General features: G+C 49.0%; 25 protein-coding genes. 17 read left to right on the plus strand and 8 right to left on the minus strand.

All coding sequences use genetic code 11. From position 1 onward, the window contains the following. Positions 1-69 precede the first annotated feature (69 nt). Positions 70-669: an ABC transporter substrate-binding protein gene (locus tag MHM94_RS02345; protein WP_022946612.1), complete on the plus strand. Its 600-nt coding sequence runs from the start codon at positions 70-72 to the stop codon at positions 667-669. Between the two features lie 108 nt (positions 670-777). Here MHM94_RS02345 and MHM94_RS02350 read toward each other — a convergent pair whose 3' ends face one another. Further along, entirely contained in the window at positions 778-1,047 is a 270-nt protein-coding gene (locus tag MHM94_RS02350; RefSeq protein ID WP_022946613.1) for a ribbon-helix-helix domain-containing protein, read from the minus strand. Between the two features lie 20 nt (positions 1,048-1,067). On the opposite strand from MHM94_RS02350, the gene MHM94_RS02355 reads away from it, so the two are divergent. Continuing rightward, positions 1,068-1,463, plus strand: coding sequence for a VOC family protein (locus tag MHM94_RS02355; protein WP_235418662.1), 396 nt, complete (start codon positions 1,068-1,070; stop codon positions 1,461-1,463). A gap of 626 nt (positions 1,464-2,089) precedes the next feature. Then, positions 2,090-2,611: a hypothetical protein gene (locus MHM94_RS02360; RefSeq protein ID WP_235418663.1), complete on the plus strand. Its 522-nt coding sequence runs from the start codon at positions 2,090-2,092 to the stop codon at positions 2,609-2,611. Positions 2,612-2,783: 172 nt separating this feature from the next. Here the strand turns inward: MHM94_RS02360 and MHM94_RS02365 are convergent, their stop codons facing one another. The 4 genes from MHM94_RS02365 to MHM94_RS02380 all read right to left on the minus strand — a co-directional run bounded on the left by MHM94_RS02365 (position 2,784) and on the right by MHM94_RS02380 (position 6,749). Next, entirely contained in the window at positions 2,784-3,134 is a 351-nt protein-coding gene (locus MHM94_RS02365; RefSeq protein ID WP_235418664.1) for a hypothetical protein, read from the minus strand. A gap of 54 nt (positions 3,135-3,188) precedes the next feature. Further along, a complete protein-coding gene (locus tag MHM94_RS02370) occupies positions 3,189-4,415 on the minus strand; it encodes a threonine/serine exporter family protein (RefSeq protein ID WP_022946616.1) in 1,227 nt (408 codons plus the stop codon). A 94-nt stretch (positions 4,416-4,509) separates the two neighbouring features. Then, positions 4,510-5,739, minus strand: a complete 1,230-nt coding sequence (locus tag MHM94_RS02375; RefSeq protein ID WP_235418665.1) for a glycosyltransferase — start codon at positions 5,737-5,739, stop codon at positions 4,510-4,512. Next, complete coding sequence (locus tag MHM94_RS02380; RefSeq protein WP_235418666.1) at positions 5,736-6,749, minus strand: LacI family DNA-binding transcriptional regulator; 1,014 nt, start codon at positions 6,747-6,749, stop codon at positions 5,736-5,738. Before MHM94_RS02380 ends, MHM94_RS02375 begins: the two co-directional genes overlap by 4 nt. 121 nt (positions 6,750-6,870) lie before the next feature. Here MHM94_RS02380 and MHM94_RS02385 point away from each other — a divergent pair, with 121 nt between their 5' ends. The 5 genes from MHM94_RS02385 to MHM94_RS02405 all read left to right on the plus strand — a co-directional run bounded on the left by MHM94_RS02385 (position 6,871) and on the right by MHM94_RS02405 (position 13,025). After that, complete coding sequence (locus tag MHM94_RS02385) at positions 6,871-7,563, plus strand: SDR family oxidoreductase (RefSeq protein ID WP_235418667.1); 693 nt, start codon at positions 6,871-6,873, stop codon at positions 7,561-7,563. A 94-nt stretch (positions 7,564-7,657) separates the two neighbouring features. Then, positions 7,658-10,099: a prolyl oligopeptidase family serine peptidase gene (locus MHM94_RS02390; protein WP_235418668.1), complete on the plus strand. Its 2,442-nt coding sequence runs from the start codon at positions 7,658-7,660 to the stop codon at positions 10,097-10,099. Between the two features lie 178 nt (positions 10,100-10,277). Next, positions 10,278-12,005, plus strand: a complete 1,728-nt coding sequence (locus MHM94_RS02395) for an MFS transporter (RefSeq protein ID WP_235418670.1) — start codon at positions 10,278-10,280, stop codon at positions 12,003-12,005. 94 nt (positions 12,006-12,099) lie between these two features. Further along, positions 12,100-12,510 carry a PaaI family thioesterase gene (locus MHM94_RS02400; RefSeq protein ID WP_026111189.1) on the plus strand — a complete coding sequence of 137 codons (411 nt, stop codon included), beginning with the start codon at positions 12,100-12,102 and terminating at the stop codon, positions 12,508-12,510. A gap of 122 nt (positions 12,511-12,632) precedes the next feature. Beyond that, positions 12,633-13,025: an STAS/SEC14 domain-containing protein gene (locus tag MHM94_RS02405; RefSeq protein WP_235418672.1), complete on the plus strand. Its 393-nt coding sequence runs from the start codon at positions 12,633-12,635 to the stop codon at positions 13,023-13,025. On the opposite strand, the gene MHM94_RS02410 is transcribed toward MHM94_RS02405, so the two are convergent. Then, positions 13,022-13,384, minus strand: coding sequence for a helix-turn-helix domain-containing protein (locus tag MHM94_RS02410; protein WP_022945478.1), 363 nt, complete (start codon positions 13,382-13,384; stop codon positions 13,022-13,024). The two genes, MHM94_RS02405 and MHM94_RS02410, sit on opposite strands and share 4 nt — an antisense overlap. A 117-nt stretch (positions 13,385-13,501) precedes the next feature. Here MHM94_RS02410 and MHM94_RS02415 point away from each other — a divergent pair, with 117 nt between their 5' ends. Genes MHM94_RS02415 through MHM94_RS02425 form a run of 3 tightly spaced genes read left to right on the plus strand, consistent with a single transcriptional unit; the run spans position 13,502 to position 15,005 of the window. Then, on the plus strand, positions 13,502-14,083 hold the full coding sequence (locus tag MHM94_RS02415; RefSeq protein ID WP_151173976.1) for an NAD(P)H-dependent oxidoreductase: 582 nt from the start codon (positions 13,502-13,504) through the stop codon (positions 14,081-14,083). 10 nt (positions 14,084-14,093) lie between these two features. Further along, positions 14,094-14,642 (plus strand): redoxin domain-containing protein, encoded by a 549-nt coding sequence (locus tag MHM94_RS02420; protein WP_045978925.1) that lies wholly within the window; start codon positions 14,094-14,096, stop codon positions 14,640-14,642. Further along, the gene (locus MHM94_RS02425; RefSeq protein ID WP_235418673.1) at positions 14,643-15,005 is read left to right on the plus strand and encodes a hypothetical protein; all 363 of its coding nucleotides are present in this window, start codon (positions 14,643-14,645) and stop codon (positions 15,003-15,005) included. Positions 15,006-15,061: 56 nt separating this feature from the next. On the opposite strand, the gene MHM94_RS02430 is transcribed toward MHM94_RS02425, so the two are convergent. Together MHM94_RS02430 and MHM94_RS02435 are read right to left on the minus strand one after the other, a co-directional pair. After that, positions 15,062-16,270, minus strand: a complete 1,209-nt coding sequence (locus tag MHM94_RS02430; protein WP_275439912.1) for a Xaa-Pro peptidase family protein — start codon at positions 16,268-16,270, stop codon at positions 15,062-15,064. After that, positions 16,267-17,550, minus strand: a complete 1,284-nt coding sequence (locus tag MHM94_RS02435) for an FAD-binding oxidoreductase (RefSeq protein ID WP_235418676.1) — start codon at positions 17,548-17,550, stop codon at positions 16,267-16,269. Before MHM94_RS02435 ends, MHM94_RS02430 begins: the two co-directional genes overlap by 4 nt. A 179-nt stretch (positions 17,551-17,729) precedes the next feature. On the opposite strand from MHM94_RS02435, the gene MHM94_RS02440 reads away from it, so the two are divergent. The 6 genes from MHM94_RS02440 to MHM94_RS02465 all read left to right on the plus strand — a co-directional run bounded on the left by MHM94_RS02440 (position 17,730) and on the right by MHM94_RS02465 (position 23,279). Beyond that, complete coding sequence (locus MHM94_RS02440; protein WP_235418678.1) at positions 17,730-18,644, plus strand: dihydrodipicolinate synthase family protein; 915 nt, start codon at positions 17,730-17,732, stop codon at positions 18,642-18,644. Between the two features lie 3 nt (positions 18,645-18,647). Further along, the gene (locus tag MHM94_RS02445; protein WP_235418680.1) at positions 18,648-19,649 is read left to right on the plus strand and encodes a 4-hydroxyproline epimerase; all 1,002 of its coding nucleotides are present in this window, start codon (positions 18,648-18,650) and stop codon (positions 19,647-19,649) included. A 10-nt stretch (positions 19,650-19,659) separates the two neighbouring features. After that, positions 19,660-21,156 carry an aldehyde dehydrogenase (NADP(+)) gene (locus MHM94_RS02450; RefSeq protein ID WP_235418682.1) on the plus strand — a complete coding sequence of 499 codons (1,497 nt, stop codon included), beginning with the start codon at positions 19,660-19,662 and terminating at the stop codon, positions 21,154-21,156. Between the two features lie 157 nt (positions 21,157-21,313). Continuing rightward, entirely contained in the window at positions 21,314-21,979 is a 666-nt protein-coding gene (locus tag MHM94_RS02455) for a GntR family transcriptional regulator (protein WP_138590036.1), read from the plus strand. A 26-nt stretch (positions 21,980-22,005) separates the two neighbouring features. Beyond that, positions 22,006-22,836 (plus strand): alpha/beta fold hydrolase, encoded by an 831-nt coding sequence (locus MHM94_RS02460; protein ID WP_130145865.1) that lies wholly within the window; start codon positions 22,006-22,008, stop codon positions 22,834-22,836. Positions 22,837-22,868: 32 nt separating this feature from the next. Then, positions 22,869-23,279 (plus strand): RDD family protein, encoded by a 411-nt coding sequence (locus MHM94_RS02465; RefSeq protein WP_235418683.1) that lies wholly within the window; start codon positions 22,869-22,871, stop codon positions 23,277-23,279. Positions 23,280-23,292: the final 13 nt, after the last annotated feature.

The raw sequence follows: 23,292 nt of genomic DNA on the forward strand, positions 1-23,292 counted from the left end.
TTATTGTTTCTTACTTTGCGAAGGCCGCTGCGCTAGAATTTCACCATTCACAGCTCATTGGAATGCACTATGAAAGCATATCGTTATTTTTTATTACTCTTTTTTGCTGTTGCGTTTGGCTCAGCTCATGCTGCGCAAACCAATACGCCATTTTCTCTGCTCAAGCAAGTGGGCGATAAGCTCTTTGTCGATATCGCCGCAGTCGATGCTCAAGGTGATGACAAAAAAGCCAAACTTAAAGAAGTCGTGAAAACACGGTTAATACCGCACATTGATACCAAGTTTGTGTCGTTTAAGTTATTGGGTAAACACGTGCGCGAGATTAATAAGGGGCAGGCGCTGGCGTTTATCGATGCGGTGGAGTCCTACTTAACGGTGACGTATGCCGATGCATTGATGAGTTATAAAGGCCAAGAAGTGCGTTTTATTAAACCTAACGGCCACGGTGACAATGGCTATGCCTCGGTAAAAACCGAAATTGTTGAGCCCGGTAAGCCAACCATAGATATTGTGTTTAAGCTGCGCCGCGATAAATCTGGCACCTGGCGTGTGTACGACCTCGTGGCTGAGGGCATCTCTTTACTCAACGCGAAGCAAAAAGAGATCATTGCACGTATTAGCGAAGTGGGTATTGACCAGGTCAATCAAGAGCTCTCAGCGAAAAGTTAATCCCTTCCCTTTGGGGTGAGCGAGTAGCCTTTTACCCATGAGGCTCCCGATAAGGCGCTCACCCGCTTTTTATTATTAATGTAGTATTCCTTTACTACCCTTAGCGACTCAGCTTTGTTTACACTGGTCCAAGTACGTTAAACACGTGACTCTTAGCATTGAGGCGAGGTTGGTTATGCTGCCATGACGCTCAATCACTTCCTGATACAAGGTGGAAATAAATTCCGCTAAGGGCAGCTGCTCTTGGGCAGCAATGCGTTCCAAGGTATGCCAAATTTCATTTTCTAAAGCGAGGCTGGTGACTACACCTTGAATACGAATAGAGCGCTTTTTAACACTGTAGCGCTCAGGGGTAGTTGATGCATAGAGTTCACACATAGATTTCTCAGGGGTAAATAATGGCCAAAATGATTCATTCCATGATCCGCGTGAAAGACGCGCAACGTTCGATTCAATTTTACCACGATGTATTCGCATTGCAGGTGAAAAGAAGGGTCGATTTTGCTGATTTTTCACTTATCTATTTAGCTAATGAACACAGCAGCTTTGAACTAGAGCTGACCTGGAACCATCACAGTGATAGCGATTATAACCTAGGTAACGGTTATGGCCACCTCGCTTTTGCCGAGGAGCATCTTGAGTCGCTGCACGGCAAAGCCATCGCCGCAGGCTATCAACCCAAAGAAATTAAGTCCTTTTATAATGGTGATGACTTAGTCGCTAAGTTTTTCTTTATCAAAGACCCTGACGGCTATGATATTGAAGTGATCGAACGCTCAGAGGTGTACAGGTAGGAACGAGCCAAGCACAGACTTGGCTCGTTAAACTTTGGCGGCAACATAGTTGCCATCAACTGTGTGAGCAAAAGCTAAATACATTGAAAGTGGATTTCTGTTCGCGGATAATTACCGAGAATATAGGGTGGTTCAGCACCTATCTCTTTCAAAACCTTCACTTGCTTACCCGAATTCGCGCAATGTGCGCTGGCTTCCTCAAGAGCTTCTGATTTCAAGTTGCCCATTCCCGAAAAACCAGTGGCTGCTTGCCTAGAGACCATAAATGTATTTTCACCATAAGGGATTAGAGAACAAGGAGATCAAGGGGTCAGAGTTGTTGAAATTTGATTGTCGATTCAAAGAGTTAAAATTTATTGCGTGAATAAAAGTCAGTTATCACTAAGGGTATAATCTGCAAGCCTATTGTCAGCTTCTTCAACAGTCGGTATGTTCTAAGGTATATAGACTGAGAATGTTTTCTGGCGGCATATCAGGTCAGTAAGGCAAATGAAAATCTTTATACTAAGTCAATGATGGCGTAGTTACTAAGAAGATTTAGTGAGAAAATTCTGAATTTTAGGCGGCACTAAAAAGTGAACAATAACCCTGAGTCACTCATATTTTATTAGGAGTTTTAGATGAGGGTGAGTGAAATTTACTCCCTTTTACTCGTTTTTTTATTAGTGGCGACAACGAAAAGCTTTGCCAATAATAACGCAATACTGAAATTGCTAGACGAAGATGTGAAAGCGAAAATTGTACTTTTATCTGCCAAGATTACAAAGTGCAAACAGCAAGCTCAATCATCATCTTTGGTACTTGAAACTAACGTATTTAAAAAGTTAAAGGTCAACAGAGAAGATCTTTTAAAAGCACTCTACTACTTAAACATTCGAAATAAGAATCTTTGTGAAGGTGGCCTTCGAGAGTCGCTTGCGTATGCTATTGGCCAATTAGCTTATACGCGCAACGAACTAGGGCTGGCTGTTTCAGATTATTCTAAAGCAAGCGCTGAGCTTTTATATGAATCTACAAACTTCTTAAAAGTGAGGGCTCACTATGAAAGTCAAAGCAAACCTTTTCGAGATGAATTAGAAAAGCAAATAGGTACCACCGTTTTTGATTTCAATTCTCTTTTAGAGACCCTGAATACAGATGAATGGTAATTCTTGGAAGCGTAATTTCACATTGCTGATATAAACAGCAATGGAAAATTATCCTGCGTCACAAAGTGGTGAGCAAAAAGAGTTTTATTTGGATTAGTTCGATTTTCAAGGCCCCTAAATCTGTGTCGGCAATTCTATAGCCCTTTGTAATGGTCGCCATAGGTATCTATAACTAGTATGGGTCGAAGTAGGCAGCCAGTATCAACACGATGCCAAAACCGAACGTGGAAAAAAGATAGATACATGCCAGCACTTTATCTACAGTTCTAGCATATTTGGGAACGAGTCGACCATCAAACATAAATGTTGGGCCACGCCAGCGCTTAAAGAAAATGGCCATGGCATAGCACGGAGCACTAGCACCCACGCCTTTATCCCAGCTCGGTGGCGGCACTCCTTCAGACTCCATGCCTTTGCTAATATGAGCGGCAGAGACCCGGTGGAATAGAGCCGTCATTAATAAAAACAGCGGCATAAAAACTATAAAGAGTACGTTTATTAAGCCTTCCATATTTACTATCACCTCACACTCCTTGTGTTGTTAGTGGTGGGCTTTATTTCAGCTTAGTCACTGATGCTACAGACTCTTTTTCGGTGGCAGGACTACATTGGCGAAGATAAGTCCGGCGACCAGCGACATAAAAATCAAAAAGGTTTGTTGGCCGATGTGATCGGCATAGACGAAATCCTGTCCTTCAATTAGGGAGTTCAAGCCAATATAGGTTTTTGATCCCGGCACCAGTACGATTAGCCCTTGCATAGCCACTATGGAAGCGGGGGCGTTGGCAATGCGATTAAACAGATTACTAAAAATGCCTACGGCTAGGGCGCCGACAAAGGTGCCAAGGGTGTAATCTAGGTAGGCGGCGGAGCCAATGCTGGCACCATAGGCAATAAACCCCGAGGCGATAGACCACAGTGCGTGTTTGGTTTTGGTGCGAAAAATAACTACCAAAGATAAGCATAACAGTAAAATTGCGAGCCAGGCGGTCCATTTCGGCAGCGGTTGCGGGGCCACAAAGTCAGCCTGACCAAACAGCGCAAAGCCCAGGCCAATGCCGATAAAAGCACCAAAATACAGCTTAAACAGCAACATGAAAGAGTCCATAACCCGTGCCGTGCCCGATACCAGATGCCGTGCCGCCAGCTCGGCGAGCCCGAGCGCCAGGGCGAGACCGGGAATAAACACAATAATGCTGGAGAGCACCACCAAGCGGATATTGATGTAAGGGTCGAGATAGACACTGACGGCGCAGGCGATAAGCGCCGAGACTACCGCCACTAAGGGCTCTAGCATGTGTGCCACGCGCTTTGAGCGCCCGGACCATAACACAAACAGATACACCACCAAGGTCAGCAATGCTGACCACAGCACATCGTTCCAGCTTGTGCCCATCAGCATAGCAAAGGCACCGCCGGTCATGGCAAAGGCACCTGCGGTGGTGAGTTTATTATAAGGCGCGGGCATCACGGCTATGTCATCAAGGCGCTGATCGGCCTCACTAATGCTGAGCTCGCCATTAAGCAGCAAGTTTACCACTTCATCGGTATTGGCGAGGGAGCCAAGGTCGTGATCGCCGGGGTCGACGCGAGCAACATGAGTGTATTCATTCTCATGGCCTTCTGTCCAAATCACAAAGGTCACCGAGGTGGGCGACATTACAAACGAGGATTTGAGTTCCAAGTAGGTCGCCACCTCCATCAAATGCGCTTCTAGGCGGTAGGCTGGGGTGCCATACTTATGCAGCATTTTACCGAGCTTAACGATAAATTTACGCTTTTCTTTAAATTGGGCGTCTTCCACGCAGTGACCTCAAATCTTTAAAATAAAACAGCACCTTGCATTGCAGGCGCTCGCGCATTTTATTGATCTAAGGTTAACTGTCTACTGATTTCTATCAAGGTTTAAATGAATTTTTCGCTTCAATCCACTGCGCCATATATTGGGTGCTGCGCATGGTGTGGTGTTTGAGCATTTGCCCGGTGAAGTTATTGCGGCGATGGCCAGCTAAATCGGCGCGTATCCCTTCAAGAGCCGTGATCAGTTGCTTACCGAGTGCTTCGCCGTTATAAAAGCGTTGCAGCAACTCATCGCCATGACGTTGTGCAGCAGTAAATTCGCTGGGTTGTTGATAAAGCTTAACTGCGGCATCGGCAAACAGCTGCGCGTCATTGCAAATGGCGCCATTCCAAGGCAAATCCCCATGCATGCCCTCTGCGCCAATGGCGGTGGTAACCGAAGGCGTACGGGTGATCATGGCTTCGAGTAATTTACCTTTGATGCCTGCACCAAAGCGCAGCGGCGCAAGGCATACCCGTGCCGAGCTCATGGCCTGATGCGCATCTTCGGCCCAGCCCTTGATGATAAAGCCGGTTTTCGGGTTATGTAATGCAGTGGCCTTAGGCGGTGGGTATGAGCCGTAGATATGTAACTCAGCCTTAGGTAACTGTTTGCGAATAAGAGGCCAAATTTGTTGTAAATACAGCACCGCATCCCAATTTGGCGCGTGGCGAAAATTACCAATGGTCATAAAGTGTTGGCGCTGCTCAAAACTCGGCCAATGCGAATGCAGCGCGGCGGGATCAACCATAAACGGCAAATGATGCACTAAGGCGTTATCAACCTTGAACACCTGCTCTAACAGCTGCATTTCGTAGCTGGAGATAATCAAGCTCAAATCGCAGCGTAAAATGGCGGCGATTTCTCTTTTGGCTAGATCACCGTGTAGGTCGTTATGACTAAACTCACGGCCCGCTTTGTGCGCTTCATGGCGAGCGCCGCGCAGGCATTGCAAGTCCTCGGTATCGAGCAGTTTCAGTGCCTCGGGAGCAAACTTATCCACGCGCCAGCCAAATTGCTCTTCCATCATAAACCGGTCGAACATAACAATATCCGGCTGCAACTCGCTGATATAGGCATCAAAGCTACTGCAATTAAGGGCGATATCGCGACAGGTGATACCATATTCGGTCAAATCTTGCATGTGTTCGGAGCGCTGTGCAGGAGAGGCAAACTCGACCTGCCACTCTTGACTGCGAAACAACTTTAATAACGACATCATGTGGCTGCCCGCCGCCGATGAATTTGGCTCTGGCCACACGTAGCCAATCACTAACACTTGGGTCATAGGCTTGACTCCCGTACTTGTAATTCAACATCTATCAAGGTGCGTACTGGGGCTTTATTACCCGCCATGATTTCTTTTAACACCGCCGTGGTGCGCCGGCCGATTTCTGCAGCGTCAATGCGCACTGAGCTCAGCGCTGGGGTCATCAACGCCGAATCATCCAAATCATCAAAGCCCACCACTTTAATGTCTTTCCCTGGGATCAAGCCAACCTCGCGCATGGCCTCAATAAAGCCGTAGGCGATGACATCGGAAAAGCACACCACTGCTTGCACCGAGGGTGCTTGGCGGCGCAGTTTCTGAAAGGCTTGATGCCCGCCTTGGCGTGTCGTCGCAGAGTTAATGATGTGGCTGTGTACAGCACTTGGGTGCTCACTGAGCGCTTGTTCAAACCCCGCGAGACGCTCATGATAATCAGAAATATCACTATTGCCGCCGATAAATGCTAGCTCCTGCACCGCTTGGCTGAGGAGGTGTTCGGCGGCTAAAAATGTGCCTTTGCGATTGTCAGGCAAAATACATGGCGCGCTGCTTAAGCTAATTTCGCGCATGATATTAATAACTGGGAAGCCGCTTTGGATCAGCTCATTCTGCCATTGCTTATCCGTTGCCGGCGCAGGGCACATAACAAATGCGGCGACATTGTACTCTTTTAGGGTGTTGACCACTTGTTGCTGGCGAGCAAAACTCTCGCCGGTGTTAACCAACATGGGAACGAGCCCTAAATCATAAATATATTGCTCCAAGCCCACCGCTAACTGCGCCGAATACGGATTGGTTAAATCATTAATTACCAAAGCCACTAAACGAGAACGCCTTGAGCGCAACGACGCCGCATCGCGGTTGTATACGTAGCCCAACTCGGCAATGGCGCGCTCGACTTTTGCCTTACTTTTATCACTGACCTTGTCGCTGTGGGTGAGCACTAAGGAGACCGTTGATTTTGATACGCCTGCGTGCTCGGCGACATCAAATATGGTGATTTTATCGTTGGGATGCTTTTTTATCATGGCGTAATACAGCTGCAATATGACGGGCCATACTAGCTTAAATTGACCTAAATAGCAGCCTTGTGATGATGACTTTGTTACGCTGGGCATAGACCTATGACAGACGCGCAAGGAGACATTTATGCCCCAGGTTTTAATCACCGGTGCCAATCGCGGCATCGGCTTAGCCCTAGTACAAGAGTATTGTCAGCAGCAGTGGCAAATAATCGCAACCTGCCGCCATCCAGAACAGGCGCAGGCCTTACAAAAGCTGGCGCAAGCGCACAGTAACATCAGCATTGAGGCGTTAGATATCGGCGATAATGAGCAAATCGTGGCGCTCGCAGAGCACTACCATGACCTTGCGATTGATGTGCTGATCAGTAACGCCGGCATCTATGGCCCTAAAGGCTACAGCCTAGCTAATCTCGACTTTGCTGCTTGGCAACAGGTCATGGACATTAATGTGTTAGCACCGGCTAAACTTGCGCAAGCCTTTTTCCCGCATTTAGCGCGCGCCGACAGCGGTGTGTTTGCTGCGTTGTCATCAAAAGTGGGGAGTCACACCGAGAATACTAAAGGCGGTGGCTATATTTACCGCAGCTCTAAAGCCGCGTTGAACTCAGTGGTGAAAAGCCTGAGTAACGACTGGCGTGAACACGGCATTAAAACAGTGTCCTTACATCCGGGTTGGGTGCGTACACAAATGGGCGGACCCCATGCGCTTATTGATGCCAGTGAGTCGGCCCGTGGCCTAAAACAGGTGATCGACTCGTTGCAGATATCGCAAAGCGGCGGTTTTTATAACTATCGTGCAGAGCAATTACCTTGGTAACCGGGCATTGGACCCAAAAAGTTGCTCAGTAACACTTAGGCATTAGAATACCTTTAAGACATTAACAGGAATCCATAACAATAAAGGAAAAATAATGAAAAAACGCTTTATTGCCAGTGTGTTGGGCTTAGCTTGTACGCTAAGCCTGAACACTCATGCGGCCCCTTCACAGGCAGCGGCACAATCGGGCTATCAAATGCCCTCGCCAGAGCTGGCGCAAGTAGTAGAAGCGAAGCTTGCACCCCGGTCGATGTTATCTCCTGATGGCCAATATGTGGCCTTACTTGAGCGTCGTCGAGTTGAAAGCTTGCAAGCATTGGCTAAACCGGAGCTCAAGCTCGCTGGTATTAAACTAAATCCAAAGAACTTCTCTCGCTCTCGCGTACGTAATAAATACACGGCGTTAAGCTTTAAGGCAGTGGATGGCAGCAAGAGCATTGAAGTCGACGGTTTAGGTGAGGGGATTATGCGCTCACCGCAATGGTCCAGTGATAGTCGCTACCTTAGTTTTGTGTGGGAAACTCCAGATAGCGCCACATTGTGGTTTTATGATATTGAAAACCAGGCACTGCAGCAGCTTTCAGATTTAGCCCTGAACTCAGTGGTGGCAGCTAAGCCCTATCAGTGGCTACCCGATGCCAGCGGGGTGATTATCAACCATGCTATCAATGCCGATAAACAAGCCCCTGAAGATGATGCCAGTACCGTGGTGCCGGTGATCCAGCAAACCACAGGGGAAAAAGCACCGGCCCGTACCTATCAAAACTTGCTCACCAGTCCTCATGACGAAGCGTTATTCAAGTTTTACGGGCAAGGGCAACTGTATCGCGTTAGCCTCGATGGCAAGGCGACAAAAGTAGGTAAACCCGCGTTATTTCGTCGCTTTAGTGTTTCACCCGATAGCACCAATCTCCTGATTGGCGCATTGAATGAGCCGTTTTCTTATCAGGTGCCGTATTATCGCTTCGCCGCCACTTGGTCTATCTGGGGCATGAGTGGCTATGAGCGTAAACAGCTGGCGCAACAGCCACTGGCGGATAATATTCCTCAGGGCTTTGACAGTGTGCGCACCGGCCCTCGTGACTTTGAATGGCGTGCTGATAAAGGGGCGACGGTGATCTGGGCTGAGGCTCAAGATGGCGGCGATATGAAAACCGATGTGCCGCACCATGATTACGTTTATAGCTTGAGTGCACCCTTTAAGCGTAAACCTAAGCTGTTTACTAAAGTAGAGCGTCGTTTCGCTGGTATTACTTGGGGTAACGATACGGTGGCAACTCTCAGTGAATGGCGCTTTAGCGATCGCATGTTACGTACTTGGGTTATTCAACCTGACGATGCATCCAGCTCCCCGGTGCTCTTCTCAGAGCGCAGCTATAACGACGCCTACAAAGACCCCGGTAATCCGATTTACACCACCAACGACCTCGGCGCTCGAGTAATGAAAGTCATCGGCGACCGCTATGTGTTTTTACGCGGTAATGGCGCTTCAGAAAAGGGCAATATTCCGTTTTTAGACCGCTATGATGTAAAAACCAACAGCACCCAGCGGTTGTGGCAAAGTGAAGCGCCTTATTACGAGCGCGTGGTGGGGATGCTTGATGATGAAGGACGCCGTTTTATCACTGTGCGTGAGTCAAAAACCGAGCAGCCTAATTTATTTATTCGTGATTTAGACAATAATGCGTTAACTCAGCTGACCGAGTTCCCGCACCCGTACCCGGCATTTAAAGGGGTGCAAAAAGAGCAACTGCGTTATCAGCGCGATGACGGTGTTGAGCTCTCGGGTACTCTGTATCTACCTCCAGGTTATGACCCTTCACAGGGCAGCATTCCGGTACTGATGTGGGCCTATCCACTCGAGTATAAAGATAAAGACGTGGCCTCTCAGGTGCGGGAGTCGCCCTATGAATTTACCTATATCGGCTATTGGGGCCCAATGCCATATCTCGCTAAAGGTATTGCCGTGTTTGATGACCCGAAAATGCCCATTGTCGGCGTGGATGGCAAAGAGCCTAACGACACTTTCCGTAAACAGTTAGTAGCCAGCGCCCAAGCAGCAGTGGATGTACTGGTAGAAAAAGGGGTCGCCGATAAAGACAACATCGCTATCGCCGGGCACTCTTATGGCGCCTTTATGGTGGCTAACTTGCTTGCCCATAGCGACTTGTTCAAAACAGGAATTGCCCGCAGTGGCGCTTATAATCGCACCTTAACGCCATTCGGCTTCCAAGGTGAAGAGCGCAATTTCTGGGAAGGGCAAGACGTGTACGCCAACATGTCGCCATTTTTCCATGTCGACAAGATTAACGAACCGATGTTGATGATCCACGGCAAGGAAGATCCCAACAGCGGTACCTTCCCAATGCAAAGTGAACGCATGTATGCGGCGATGAAGGGCCTAGGTAAGGATGCACGTTTGGTAATGCTGCCTTACGAGGCCCACGGCTACCGTGCCCGTAAGAGTCTGCTTCATGTTTTATGGGAGCAAGAGCAGTGGCTTGATAAGTATCTGCTCAATACCCCTAGCGAATAACTGAAACCATGCTAAAAGCCCGAGTTTATCTCGGGTTTTTTTTATGCCTGTAAGCGTCAGTAAGACAGGGTGTTAGTCGCTGGATATTTGCTTCGCTGGTCAGGGGCGCTGGTTGTGGTTGAGAAGCACACTATAAGTATGGTATGTATATTGTATACAATAATAAAAAGACATCATTATGACCACTTCGCTGCAAGCTCAACAACCCGCAACTAAGCACTGGCGCTTCGGTGCTCGATTCTACATTGCTAACTTAATGGAGGTATTTGAACGCCTCGCTTGGTATGGCTTTTTCGCTGTTTCATCGGTGTATATGACTACACCACAAAGTCATGGAGGGGTCGGTTTTAGCGATAGTCAACGCGGTGCTATTCAAGGCATTATTCCCTTCTTTTTGTATTTATTGCCGGTGTTAACAGGGGCCTTGGGCGATCGAGTGGGCTATCGCAAGATGTTTATTGTGTCATTTATGCTGATGGCGCCAGGGTATTACCTGTTAGGGGAGGCGCGTAGCTTTTGGCCGTTTTTTGCTGCGCTGTCGTTGGTGGCATTGGGGGCGGCCTGTTTTAAGCCTGTGGTGGTTGGCACCATTTCCCACAGCACCAATGATCATAACCGGGGCGTGGGCTTTGGCGTTTTTTATACCATGGTTAATATTGGCGGTTTTATAGGCCCTATGGTTGCTGGAGCCATGCGAGCGATTAGCTGGGATGCGGTTTTTCTTATGTCGGCAGCATGGATAGTACTGAACTTTATTCCAGTGTTGTTGTTTTACCGTGATCCGCCTGCTTTGCGTCAACAACACGCCTCACTAAGGATGATATTGAAGCAGGCGCAGCAGGTCCTGGGCAATGCCCGGTTTGCTCTGCTCATTGCCCTGAGTGTAATCGTGCTGATGAGCGCCGGTGTACAATGGCTCAGCTATGGCAGTGCATTTCTCTTGATTGCTCTGTGGGTTGGGGCCAATTTGCTCTGGGATAGGCTACCCGTTGCAACAATGAGCGCCAAGACTTGGTGGCGACAACCTATCCGTATTAGTAACCCGCGTTTTGCCTTGTACTTGTTGATTCTGACGGGATTTTGGACCGTCTATAACCAGCTTTTTTATACCTTGCCTTTGTATATTCGCGACTACGTTGATACCGGCGATGTGCTGGCGCTACTAGCAGTATTTGGTGACTCGGCGGTGAACTTTTTTGCCCATGTCGACCAAGATGCCTTAGCACAAGCCGTTAATGCATTGTTTTTGCAGCTGCAACAAGGCCCAAGCAACATCGATTTAGAGGCGTTACGGTTGCAGTGGGTGCATTACAAAGTCAATGTTCCCAACGCAGAGCTGGCGGTGCTGGTGGAGCGTTTGTCACTGTTGGCTCAGCAACAAGCGCAGCTGAGTAAGGTGCAACTTACGGCCATGGTCGATGCGCTTTCGGCGTATCGGCAAGTCAATCCAGAGTACCTTATTAATTTAGATTTTGCCGCCATCGTGTTGCTGCAAATCGCGGTAAGCGCACTGTGTCAGCGCTTTAAAACATTTTATGTATTAAGCGCAGGATTAGTGGTGATGGCCACCGCGTTTTGCTACCTCATAACGATGGATATGCATGCCAGTGGTTGGGCTGTGGTTTGCGTTATTTTGCTTATCGCCTTGGCAGAGATGCTCACTTCACCAAAAAGCCAAGAATACGTAGCCAGCATTGCACCAAAGCAGCAAGCGGCGCTCTACATGGGTTACTACTTTGTTTCCATGGCTCTGGGCTTTTTGTTTGCCGGGTTTTTATCTGGGTGGAGTTACTCGCAGCTTACCTTAGCGCTCGGGCGTCCAGAACTCATGTGGGGGCTGTTTGCCGGGATAGCTGCGCTCACGGCAGTCGCACTTATTTGCTTTCATAACACGGTGAAAAAGTAGCGACTTTAATAATTTTAATCCCACTAGTGGTAGCGTATCATCGGAACTTCATAATTGAATCACCCGCTAATTTGGGGTGTGTGAAGTAGGTTAAATGATGGTAACAGCAGCACAAATACAAAGGTTTTTTGACAATGAGTTTCCCGGCTCAAATATTGTTGTTGAGCGTGTAGGTCCTAAACAGGCGCAACTACGTAGGGCGGTAAATAAAGCAGATTTGCGCCCCGGTGGCAGTGTTTCCGGCCCTTTTATGATGGCACTAGTAGACGCAGCCCTTTATGCCGCGATCTTTGCGGAGCTTGGTATTGTCGCTCACGCAGTGACCACGAACCTCAACATTAACTTTTTGTCCAAACCTGAAGCTGAGAAGGATGTTATTGCGACGTGCCAACTTATCAAGGTGGGTAGTAAACTTATTGTGGGAGAAGTTACTTTACGCTCGGATACACACACTGAACCTGTTGCTCATGCGGTGGGGACTTATTCAATTCCTCCGATGCGCTAGTATACACCTCGGCAAAAAGACATATATGTTGGGGCAATGGTTGGAGCAGTGATCTGAGTCATTGTTTATCTATGAAAAGAGTGTTAATAATTGCTCAGGTTTCATTGGCAAATAATATAATAATGACAAGTTTGTCCCATGGTACATCGCAAGTTAGCGCCCAGGATAGGGTAATAGAGGCGCGCTTTATTGGCAGCTTTAACGCGCTCGGCGTACAAGAATATGCACGTAAAGTAAAAGCGCTTGTTGCGGGTTTTGACGGTGCGAAGTTCTCAATGTTAATTGATAACACGGGGTTCGAAGGAGGCACACCAGAAGCTTATCAAACCCTCGATAATTACAATGACTGGTTGAACTCGCAAGCACTGATAGCCAAAGCCTTTGTCATTCAAAGCACCATGAATAGGCATATTTTGATGCAGCGCACGCCCGCATTAGCGACCCAAAAAGTGGCCTTTTTTACCGATATGAATGAGGCGAGAGCTTGGCTGAAACAGCAAGACGATAACGTTTAGCTTGGCAGGTTATTCGACTCCGACCACTGCCTGAGCTCTTCAAGTATACTCAAGGCTGACTTGCCAAACTCGCTAAGCTCATAAGTTACTGCCACAGGACGCGTGCTGATCACTTTGCGTATAACCATGTTGTTGGCTTCTAACTCTTTAAGGCGCTGATCAATCATCTTTTTACTGGCTCCGCCTAGCATGCGTACTAAGTCATTAAAACGCACTGGCTCATCTTTTAAGTGATAGATCACTGAACCCGTCCATTTTCCGCCGATAAGGCGCATCCCTTTTTCAATAGCGCAAGGCTCGGTGCACGCGTTCAACACTTTTTTTCTGCCCTTACTATCTGTTTTTACGGAACTTTGCATGATAGACCCTCGTCTTCTTATTAGGTTACTAAAAGTATACTAATTGTTTTTAGTTTCTAGGTCACTATTATAAACCTCGTGGTTTTAAAGTTAAACATTCACCTAGGAGCCTTGCATATGAGTAACGTACTGATCATTAATGCACACCATCACTACCCGTTTTCGCCGGGAAATCTCAACCAAAGCTTTGTTGATAAAGCACAAACACTATTAGCAAACAAAGGTTACAACATCCAAATAAGCAAACCCTCAGAAGGGTTTGATGTGGAAGCTGCGCTAGCACAGCACCAATGGGCCGATATCGTGTTAGTGCAAATGCCCTTGAATTGGATGGGGGTCCCCTGGTCATTCAAAAAGTATATGGATGAAGTGTATACCGCTGGTATGGGCGGAGCACTGTGTCATGGCGATGGACGCAGCGCCGATGCGCCGCAAAAAAACTACGGCCGTGGCGGTACCTTAGGCGGTACTCGTTATATGTTGTCGGTGACGGCCAATGCGCCGCAACAAGCCTTTAATGACCCTGAAGAGTTTTTTGACGGTCATAGCATAGACGATTTATTAATGCCCATGCATATGAACTTTAAGTTCTTTGATATGACGCCAATGCCGACATTTAGCGCTTTTGACGTGATGAAAAATGCTCAGCCTGAGGCCGATTTTGCGCGCTTTCAAGATCACCTAGAAGCACATTTTTAAGGAGCTCGCCATGAACGAATATACGCAAAAGTTACACGCTGGCAGCGAGTTTCCAGTTATTAAAGTGCCGACGTTGGCGGGCGCTGAAGTGCAATTAGGTCATACCCGATCACCTTATGACTGGCAGTTGGTGGTGGTTTATCGGGGTCGACATTGTCCCATGTGTAGCAAATATCTTACCCAGTTATCGGCCGTGACTGAGCAACTACATAGTCTGGGGGTTGATGTTATTGCGGTCTCTGCTGATAGCAAAGAACAACTTGAAAGACACCTTGAGGAGTTGACTGTGACTTTCCCCATTGCCTATAACTTAAGCCTTGCTCAGATGCGGGCTTTGGGGTTGTATGTCTCGGATCCTCGCTCGCCAGAGGAAACAGATCACCCCTTTGCCGAGCCCGGACTCTTTGTGGTCAACGCTCAGCAGCGCTTGCACGTGGTGGATATTTCTAACAACCCCTTTGTACGCCCCGAGCTCAATACCTTGGTTAGTGGCCTCAAATGGATACGTGATGTTAACAATAACTACCCCATTCGGGGTATGCGTAAAGAGGTGGGCTAAATGAATACTCAGTTAGTTATTGCCATGATGACACTGCTGGCAAGCCTGCAAGGAGTAGCTAAGGCGGCGATACCAGCGCATAACGCTGCGCCAGCGCAGTATCAAGTGCTGTTTGAGAATGACCAAGTATTGACCTTGAAAATGACGCTGGCCGCCAATGAACGAGATAAGTGGCACAGCCATCACAGTGAAACGGTTTATTTTCAGCGTGGCGGAACTCTTGCTATTGAAACCGAGCAGGGGGTGCAAGAGGTCACTGTAGCCGATGGTGAGGTCATGTGGCATCCGTCTTGGCGCCATCGCGTCACAAACCTCAGTGCCCACCCCGTAGTGGCGATTATTGTCGAACAAAAGCCACAATGACTTAGGGGGTTATGGTTGCAGCTGATATCAATTTGACATCGGCTGCGACCTCTTGGTTATAGCCCAAATGGGTTATCAATGCTGTGTGCTGGCTCAGTAAACCACTTTGGCCCCTCAGCCGTGGTGTAAAAGTGATCTTCTAAGCGGATACCAAATTCGCCGGGAACCACCAGCATTGGCTCATTAGAAAAACACATATATTCTGCCAGCACCTGAGGGTTATCTTTGACTAAATAAGGCCATTCGTGGATATCTAAACCAATGCCGTGCCCTGTGCGGTGGGGGCAACCAGGTAATTGGTAGTCTGGCCCCAGGCTTTGGGCGCTGAGATAATCGCGCGCGGCTTTATCTACATCGCCACAGGTGTTGCCTACTTGGGCGGCAGCAAACGCTTTTAACTGGGCGTTTTTCTCATACTGCCAAAACTTTTGTTGTCGAGCGCTTGCTTCACCAAACACATAGGTGCGAGTGATATCGCTGAGATAACCGTGTAATTGGCAACCGGTATCAATTAGCACCATATCCCCTTGTTTCAGTGTTTGTGGGTCTTTCACTCCGTGGGGGAAGCTGGTGGCTTGGCCAAAGAGCACAATGCAAAAGTAGTTGCCGCTGGCACCGACTTTTTTATGCGCTGCATTAATAAATGCCTCGACCTCAGTTGTGGTGATCCCCTCATGTAACATCGACGCCGTGGCTTTGTGCACTTCTAAGGTCATGTCCATTGCCCGCTGAATAAGGGCAAGCTCGTGAGTGGATTTGTGCATGCGACAATGGGCTGTGACTTCGCCAGCATTGACCAGCGTTAATTGTGGCGCCGCTTTAGTAATACCATCGGCGATGAAAAATTGCGCGCTTTCGTCAATGCCCAGCACCGCATCGTCGCCACAACTCATGCCTTTTAGCACCTCGGCAATCAATGCATAAGGGTTTTGCTCTTCTTGCCAACCATGAATATCGGCATCAATCACCTGGTAATCTCGCAACGAGCCTATTTCAAAAAAAGGCGCCACGAAGGCCAGCTCGCCTTGGGCAGGCAGTAACGCGCCCACCAAGCGCTCACTGGCATACCACTTTAGTCCCGTGAAATAGGTCATGTTAGTACCAGCATTTAAATAAAGGGCATCAATGCCATTTTCCTGCATAAAAGCCTGGGCTTTGGCGATGCGTTGGCGATATTCGTGCTCTTCAATGGCGCTGATATCGCCGGTCATATCGCTCAGTTGTGCTAAGGCTTGTTGTTGGTTTTGATAGCCAATGCCTTTCATAACGCTTTGCTCCTGTTACCTTGAAACCGCGCGATGCTCAAGGCATCGATATTCATCGCGGTGGGTTGTTGATTTATGAGTGCAGCAATCAACTCACTGGTGATGGCTGCTTGGGTTAACCCCAAATGTTGATGGCCCAGTGCCAGCAATAGACTTGGATGCCTGGGAGCTGCGCCAATGACCGGTAATGAATCTGGCAAAGAGGGCCGCGCCCCTTGCCAACAGGCCTGCTCGTCAAACTCAGTGCCTAGTTGCGGCAGCAACTCCCGCGCATGAGCCAATAGAGCGTGAGCGCGCGCCATATTTGCAGGCGCTTGCAAACCGGCAAATTCAACCGTGCCGGCCAGTCGCAGGCCTGCACTCATGGGCGTCATAATAAACTGTCGCTCAAAGCTGGCCACCGGGCGTTTGAGCTCGAGGTGTTCGGATAACTGATAATGATAGCCGCGCTCCGCCTCTAGCGGCAGGGCATAGCCTAATTGCTGACACAGTACTTTACTCCATGCGCCGGTACAAACAACCGCTTTGCGATAAAGCTCGCGGCTGTGTGCGCTACTCACCCGACAATGTGAATGCGCACAGGTCAAGGAAGTGACTTTCTCGGCGCGGTAGTGCCCGCCTAAAGCACAAAACTGGCTGAATAAGTATTGGCTTAATGCGCCAGGGTCGGTGCTGTGGCCCACGGCTTTAAAATAAAGCGCGCCGTCGATATGGGCAGTTAAAGCGGGCTCTAGCTCATTGACCTGAGCACGCTTGAGTATCGATACGTCCACGCCTTGGTGCGAGTACTTCGCAGCCACGGCTTTTATTTTATTTGTTGTCGTGCTCTCGAAGGTTAACAGCGAACCCTGGTGTTGTACGTACTGGTGGTAATCATTTGCGAGTAAGCGCTGCCAGGCGCCAAGGGCATGGCTGTTTAAGGTGCTCAAGACTTCAGTGTGGCGACGATAACGATGCGGCATCATATTGGCCCCAAAGCGAGCAAGCCATGGTAGTAGCTGGGGTAGGTATGTGGGCGCAATACGCAGGGCAGAGCGCTGGCTGATCAGCATTTTCGGCAGCTTAGGGAGTAATGAAGAGCAGGCCATGGGGAACACTTGTTCGGTGGCAAAGTGGCCGGCATTGCCAAAAGAGCATTGGCTGCCCGGCGGCTCAGGGTCATACAAGGTGACTTGATAGCCTTGGCGCTGCAATTGATACGCACAGCTCAAGCCAATAACGCCGGCACCGAGCACCGCAACGTGGTTGTTAGCAGCATGATGTTGAGCCTGACTTTGCATTCCTCGTTTTCACCTCTTAGATATTTCTTTTTATAAAATTAAACTGCTTATAACTCATACTATTACGTTTATGAGTGGGCTTATTTAGCTGGCTTACACAGGGTTTGTTAATTTTGTATGTTGAATATTGTATACAATATATCTATGATGGCAAGCATAACGACAACAGAGGAACTAATATGAACGTTAATTGGCAGGGTGTTTATCCGGCAGTCACCACGCAATTCCATGATGACGACAGCATCAACTTTAAAGCCACCGCAGCGATGATTGATAACCTTATTAATGAGGGGGTGCATGGCATTATTGTGCTTGGCACCGTCGGTGAAAACTGCTCGCTGCGCAGTGAAGAAAAGCGCCAAGTGTTGGCGATGGCAAAAGAGGTGGTTGGTACACGTGTGCCGCTATTAACCGGGGTGGCTGAAACAACCACACAATTTGCTATTGAATTTGTCGCCGATGCACAAGCTGCAGGAGTGGATGGGTTAATGGTATTGCCGGGCATGGTGTACCGTAGCACTGAGCGCGAGGCCATTGATCACTATCAGCGTATTGCTAGGTCGACCCAGTTACCTATTATGATTTACAACAACCCGGTGACCTATGGCGTCGATGTGTCTATTGCCGGCATGCACACCTTAGCGCTTGAGCCAAACATCGTCTCGGTGAAAGAGGCGACCGAAGATACACGCCGTATCACCGAGTTGCTTAGTGCGTTTGGTGAGCGTTTTGTGGTGTTTGGTGGTGTTGATGACATTGCTCTTGAGTCCTTGATGCTCGGCGCCACGGGTTGGATATCGGGGCTTACCAATGTCTTTCCCCGTGAGTCTGTGGCCATTTACCAATTGGCTCAGCAGGGGCGTTATGAGGAGGCGCGGGAGCTTTGGCAGTGGTTCTTGCCACTGCTGCGTTTAGACACCATCCCCACCTTAGTGCAATGCATTAAATACGCTGAACAACTGGCTGGACGAGGCAGTGAGCGCACGCGCGCACCGCGCTTGCCGCTAACCATAGAACAAAAAGCTGAAGTGGAGCGCCTCTATAACACGGCCATTGCCAATCGTATCGACTTAAGCAAGTACAACCTGGACTAGTCTATGAACCGGGGGACCTTTTTCTGTATTGACGGCCATACCTGTGGTAACCCGGTGCGCTTGGTAACAAGCGCCCACCCACCGCTGCGCGGCCAGAGTATGAGTGCGAAACGACAACACTTTTTGCAGCATTACGACTGGATCCGTCAAGCGCTGATGTTCGAGCCGCGCGGGCATGACATGATGTCTGGGGCTTTTTTGTATCCGCCGACCACAGCAGATGGCGATGCCGCGATTTTATTTATTGAAACTTCGGGCTGTTTGCCTATGTGCGGCCACGGCACCATAGGCGCCCTGACATTTGCATTGGAAAATGGTCTGCTGACACCACAAGACCCACATCGGGTGCGCTTAGATACGCCGGCCGGGCGCGTAGATGCTCATGTGCGTCGTAGTGGCGACAAGGTCGAAGCAATCAAGCTTTATAACGTGCCTGCCTTTTTGGCCTTTGAGCAACTTACTATTGAGGTGCCTGAGCTGGGGGCGCTAAGCGTGGATATTAGCTTTGGCGGCAACTTTTACATCATTGTTGAGCCGCAAGCTAATTTTGCTGGCATAGAGCATTGCAATGCTTCGTTCTTGCTGCGCTACAGCCCGTTGATCCGCGATATTGTCAACGCCCAAGTCGATTGCATCCACCCGCAAGACCCCACCATGCGCGGGGCCTCTCACGTGCTGTGGACCGGACAGCCCAAACAGGCCAGCTCCGATGCCGCCAATGCAGTGTTTTATGGTGACAAGGCCATCGATCGTTCGCCCTGTGGCACCGGGACCAGCGCGCGCATGGCACAGTTATATGCGCAGGGGCGCTTGCCTATCGGGCAAGCCTTTGTTCATGAAAGCTACATCGGCAGCCAGTTTATTGGCTGCATCGAGGCGGTGACCGAAATCGCAGGGCGCACCGCCATTGTTCCTAGTATCGAGGGCTGGGCCCGCGTCACCGGTCACAACTGCATAGTGGTTGATGACGACGACCCCTACGCCTTCGGCTTTCAAGTGTTATAAGGAGACCAAGATGGAGAACTACACAGCAAGCCTGAATGGCCTTAGCTTTATCGCTGGCCAGTGGCAAAGTGAGCAACAGCAGGTATTTCATGCCTTTTGCCCGGCGCGCAATGAGGACATGGCTACACCCTTTTACAATGCCTCTTTGCAGGATGTAGAGAGTACCTGCGCGAGCGCTGAGCGCGCTTTTATCGCCTATCGTGGCACCTCGTATCAGCAGCGCAGTGAGTTTTTGCATGCTATTGCCGATGAAATTGAAGTGCTCGGCGATGAGTTACTCAATACCACTCATCTAGAAACCAATTTGCCCTTGGCTCGGTTACAAGGTGAGCGTGGGCGGACGATGAATCAACTACGCGCATTTGCTGATGCCTTAGCTGACAATTTGGCGCCTTTGCACTTGCACTATCACGATGCTGGCGAGCCAAATCGTACCCCGTTGCCTAAGCCTGACACCACCTTGCGTTTTTTACCCCTAGGGCCTGTGGCGGTTTTTGGCGCCTCTAACTTTCCTTATGCATTTTCAACTCTCGGGGGAGACACCGCAGCGGCGTTAGCCGCCGGCTGCCCGGTGATAGTCAAAAGTCACCCAGCACACCCGGGAACCAGCGAGTTGATGACCCGAGCCATTGCCAAAGCAATAAGCCGCTGTCAGATGCCTGAGGGAACCTTTGCCATGTTACAGGGTACCGACCATAGTATTGCTCACCAACTCGTCAGTGCTAAGCAAATTAAGGCGGTGGGTTTCACTGGCTCTTTAACCGTGGCCAAGGCGTTAATGAGTACCATACATAGCCGTGAAGAGGTGATCCCTTTCTATGGTGAGCTTGGCGCTATCAATCCACAGATTATTTTACCCCAGGCGCTGGCAAGTGCGCGTACTTTAGGGCAACAGCTGTGTGCTTCATTGCTGATGGGTCATGGCCAGTTCTGTACCAGCCCAGGGCTATGGTTAGTGCCCACACACGGCAGCGATGAGCTTATCGCGGCAGTGCGCGAGCATATAGGTGATGCGCCATCGGATACCCTGCTTAGCCCGAGTATTATTGACGCCTATGAGCGTGATACCAAAGCGTTAGCCCAATGCAACGGTGTACAATTGTTGGCACAAGGTCATAAAAGTGCGCCATTCCACGCGCAAGCGCAGGTGTTTACTTGCAGCGCTGAGGGTTTTATCAATACGCCGATGCTGCATCAAGAGGTGTTCGGCCCGGCAGCCCTTATTGTTCGTTACGATGATGAGCAGCAGCTTATGCACCTTATTGATGCCTTAGAAGGGCAGCTAACCGCTTCAATTTTTGGTGAACAAGCCCAGTATCAGCCGCTTATTGAACGGTTAAGCTATAAAATAGGTCGGTTGATTTATGGGCAAATGCCTACCGGTGTAGAGGTGTGCCAATCAATGAATCATGGCGGCCCATACCCGGCTGCCACCGATGTGCGTTCGACCTCGGTTGGGTTAGAGGCGATGCGGCGGTTCTTGCGGCCACTGTGTGTGCAGCGCTGAGCCGATAACGTTTTCGTTTTAAGTGTCCCCCAATGCGGCCAACACTCCCTCTGTTGTCCGCATTTTTCTAATTGTAAAACAGGTACATAGATAGCACTCGCAAGATAAATACAGGGTGGTATACTGTATTCCATGGACCACCTACCAACACTCTTATATGGCAATTGAGCATAAAACCCGTACCCAACTAGTTGCTGAAGCAATTCGCGAAAAAATCTTACTTGGCGAGCTAAAATCAGGTGCGCCACTGCGCCAAGCGGCGTTGGCACAAGAGCTCAATGTTAGCCGTATTCCCGTGCGAGAGGCTCTACTGCAGCTTGAGTCTGAGGGGTTAGTGAACTTTGAGGCCCACAAAGGAGCAACGGTAACCGAGGTGAGTGCATCTCAGGTGGATGAAATTTTTGACTTACGGGCACTGTTAGAAGCCGAGCTACTGCGTCATTCTTTAACTAAGCTCACCGATGCTGATTTCAGCGAAGCCGAGGTGCTATTGCAAGATTTAGAAGCGGCGATGGCAGCAGGGGATACGCAAGCCGCAACTGGGCACCTTAACAGCGCATTTCACGCCAAATTATATAGCCGTGCGCAGCGCCCGCAAACCCGTGAATTAGTTGAGCAATTTAGCAAAAATTCAGAGCGTTACGTGCGCATGCATATTCTTCTTGCCGGGGGGTTAGATACTGCACCGGAAGAGCATCGTGAGTTACTTAAACTGTGCCGCGAGCAACGCGTAGACGATGCCTGTGCGTTTTTATATCGCCACATCAGCGGCGCTAAAGACGATATTAAAGAGCTGTTATTAACCATGGAAGCGCAGGATTAACAAGCCATCTGCTCAAGGAAGAAACAATGAAACGATTCACTCACTGCTTGCTGGGCTTGCTACTTATTTGCACCAGCGCCCAGCTTTATGCCGGTTCGCGCGACTACCCCACAGTGAAAATTGGCGCATATGACGTTGAATATGAAATCGCAGGGGGCGGCGATGTTACCTTGCTACTTGAAGCCGGCGGCTCTGCCGGGCTGGATGATTGGCAACCTATCTTTTACGCGTTAGCTGAGCATGCCCGCGTGATCCGCTACTCTCGCGTCGGTAATGGTGGCTCCAGTGCGGTAAAAAAACACTATAGCTCAGAGCAGTATGCTCAAGAAGCGCTGGCTCTGCTGCAAGTATTAGGTATTACTGAGCCGGTGGTTTATATCGCGCACTCCTATGGTGCGTACATCGCGCGCACCTTCGCTGCGCGTTACCCCGATAAAATAGCGGCACTGATGCTTATTGATCCGGCCTCCGAGCATGACGTTGATATTATGCGGCAAATTGACTTGGCCACCGCTGAGCGGCAAATCGCGCAAGTTAAGCGCGATGATATGAAAAATGGCATGTCTAATCAGTATTTAGATTTTTGGTCCAAGCGGCCATTGCCAGACTACCCAGACATACCCGATATTCCAGTAACCGTTATTGCCTCGGTGAAAACCTATGAAGAGCCCTCACTGCTTTTATTTACTGATCAAGGCCGAGCTATGTGGGGCGACCTGCATAGCCAGTGGGCTCAAGCCTTCCCACAAGGAGAGGCGATACTGACCGATAAAAGTTACCACTTTATACACCATGAGCAGCCGCAGTGGGTAGTGGAGCATATACAAACCCTGATAAAACGGGTACGGACAAAATAATAAATAATAATGACACACTAAGGAAAGTGATAATGAAAGACAATAAAACCGCCGCACTGAGAATACCGGCATTTTTTATTGATGCAGCGTTCGTAGTAGCAGCTCTTGTTGGCCTGCTCGAGCTGTTGTTGTTTACCAACACTATAAAAGAGCCGCCGGCTGTCGAACTGGTGATGTTTGTTTGTGTACCAGTTGGCTTTTTTGTCTATTGGGCGCTCAACATTAACCTTGGTAAGCGCATTTTTAAGCTGGTTATTGTAGACGAGCTTAGCGAGGAAAAGGCGTCGATATGGCAGTTGTTTTTAAGGTCGATACTCTTTTGTATGTTAGTTTCGTTTAATATAGTGCTACTACTGCCCCTGTTTATTTCAAAAAAGAATCAAGGCTTGCATGATATGTTAGCGAAAACACGAGTGATTAAACGTACTGGCGAACATAATTAGTAATAGGGGCAGT

The organism is Pseudoalteromonas sp. CNAT2-18.1 (genome assembly GCF_022347865.1).
GTDB lineage: Bacteria > Pseudomonadota > Gammaproteobacteria > Enterobacterales > Alteromonadaceae > Pseudoalteromonas > Pseudoalteromonas ruthenica.

Excerpts from the sequence above, each read along its gene's own strand:
- MHM94_RS02345 (WP_022946612.1), top strand. The coding sequence starts at position 70 with ATGAAAGCATATCGTTATTTTTTATTACTCTTTTTTGCTGTTGCGTTT.
- MHM94_RS02390 (WP_235418668.1), top strand. The coding sequence starts at position 7,658 with ATGAAAAAACGCTTTATTGCCAGTGTGTTGGGCTTAGCTTGTACGCTA.
- MHM94_RS02460 (WP_130145865.1), top strand. The coding sequence starts at position 22,006 with ATGAAACGATTCACTCACTGCTTGCTGGGCTTGCTACTTATTTGCACC.
- MHM94_RS02430 (WP_275439912.1), bottom strand. The coding sequence starts at position 16,270 with ATGAAAGGCATTGGCTATCAAAACCAACAACAAGCCTTAGCACAACTG.
- MHM94_RS02435 (WP_235418676.1), bottom strand. The coding sequence starts at position 17,550 with ATGCAAAGTCAGGCTCAACATCATGCTGCTAACAACCACGTTGCGGTG.
- MHM94_RS02440 (WP_235418678.1), top strand. The coding sequence starts at position 17,730 with ATGAACGTTAATTGGCAGGGTGTTTATCCGGCAGTCACCACGCAATTC.
- MHM94_RS02420 (WP_045978925.1), top strand. The coding sequence starts at position 14,094 with ATGAACGAATATACGCAAAAGTTACACGCTGGCAGCGAGTTTCCAGTT.
- MHM94_RS02415 (WP_151173976.1), top strand. The coding sequence starts at position 13,502 with ATGAGTAACGTACTGATCATTAATGCACACCATCACTACCCGTTTTCG.
- MHM94_RS02410 (WP_022945478.1), bottom strand. The coding sequence starts at position 13,384 with ATGCAAAGTTCCGTAAAAACAGATAGTAAGGGCAGAAAAAAAGTGTTG.
- MHM94_RS02395 (WP_235418670.1), top strand. The coding sequence starts at position 10,278 with ATGACCACTTCGCTGCAAGCTCAACAACCCGCAACTAAGCACTGGCGC.
- MHM94_RS02380 (WP_235418666.1), bottom strand. The coding sequence starts at position 6,749 with ATGATAAAAAAGCATCCCAACGATAAAATCACCATATTTGATGTCGCC.
- MHM94_RS02350 (WP_022946613.1), bottom strand. The coding sequence starts at position 1,047 with ATGTGTGAACTCTATGCATCAACTACCCCTGAGCGCTACAGTGTTAAA.
- MHM94_RS02450 (WP_235418682.1), top strand. The coding sequence starts at position 19,660 with ATGGAGAACTACACAGCAAGCCTGAATGGCCTTAGCTTTATCGCTGGC.
- MHM94_RS02385 (WP_235418667.1), top strand. The coding sequence starts at position 6,871 with ATGCCCCAGGTTTTAATCACCGGTGCCAATCGCGGCATCGGCTTAGCC.
- MHM94_RS02405 (WP_235418672.1), top strand. The coding sequence starts at position 12,633 with ATGACAAGTTTGTCCCATGGTACATCGCAAGTTAGCGCCCAGGATAGG.
- MHM94_RS02375 (WP_235418665.1), bottom strand. The coding sequence starts at position 5,739 with ATGACCCAAGTGTTAGTGATTGGCTACGTGTGGCCAGAGCCAAATTCA.
- MHM94_RS02455 (WP_138590036.1), top strand. The coding sequence starts at position 21,314 with ATGGCAATTGAGCATAAAACCCGTACCCAACTAGTTGCTGAAGCAATT.
- MHM94_RS02425 (WP_235418673.1), top strand. The coding sequence starts at position 14,643 with ATGAATACTCAGTTAGTTATTGCCATGATGACACTGCTGGCAAGCCTG.
- MHM94_RS02465 (WP_235418683.1), top strand. The coding sequence starts at position 22,869 with ATGAAAGACAATAAAACCGCCGCACTGAGAATACCGGCATTTTTTATT.
- MHM94_RS02355 (WP_235418662.1), top strand. The coding sequence starts at position 1,068 with ATGGCCAAAATGATTCATTCCATGATCCGCGTGAAAGACGCGCAACGT.
- MHM94_RS02400 (WP_026111189.1), top strand. The coding sequence starts at position 12,100 with ATGATGGTAACAGCAGCACAAATACAAAGGTTTTTTGACAATGAGTTT.
- MHM94_RS02445 (WP_235418680.1), top strand. The coding sequence starts at position 18,648 with ATGAACCGGGGGACCTTTTTCTGTATTGACGGCCATACCTGTGGTAAC.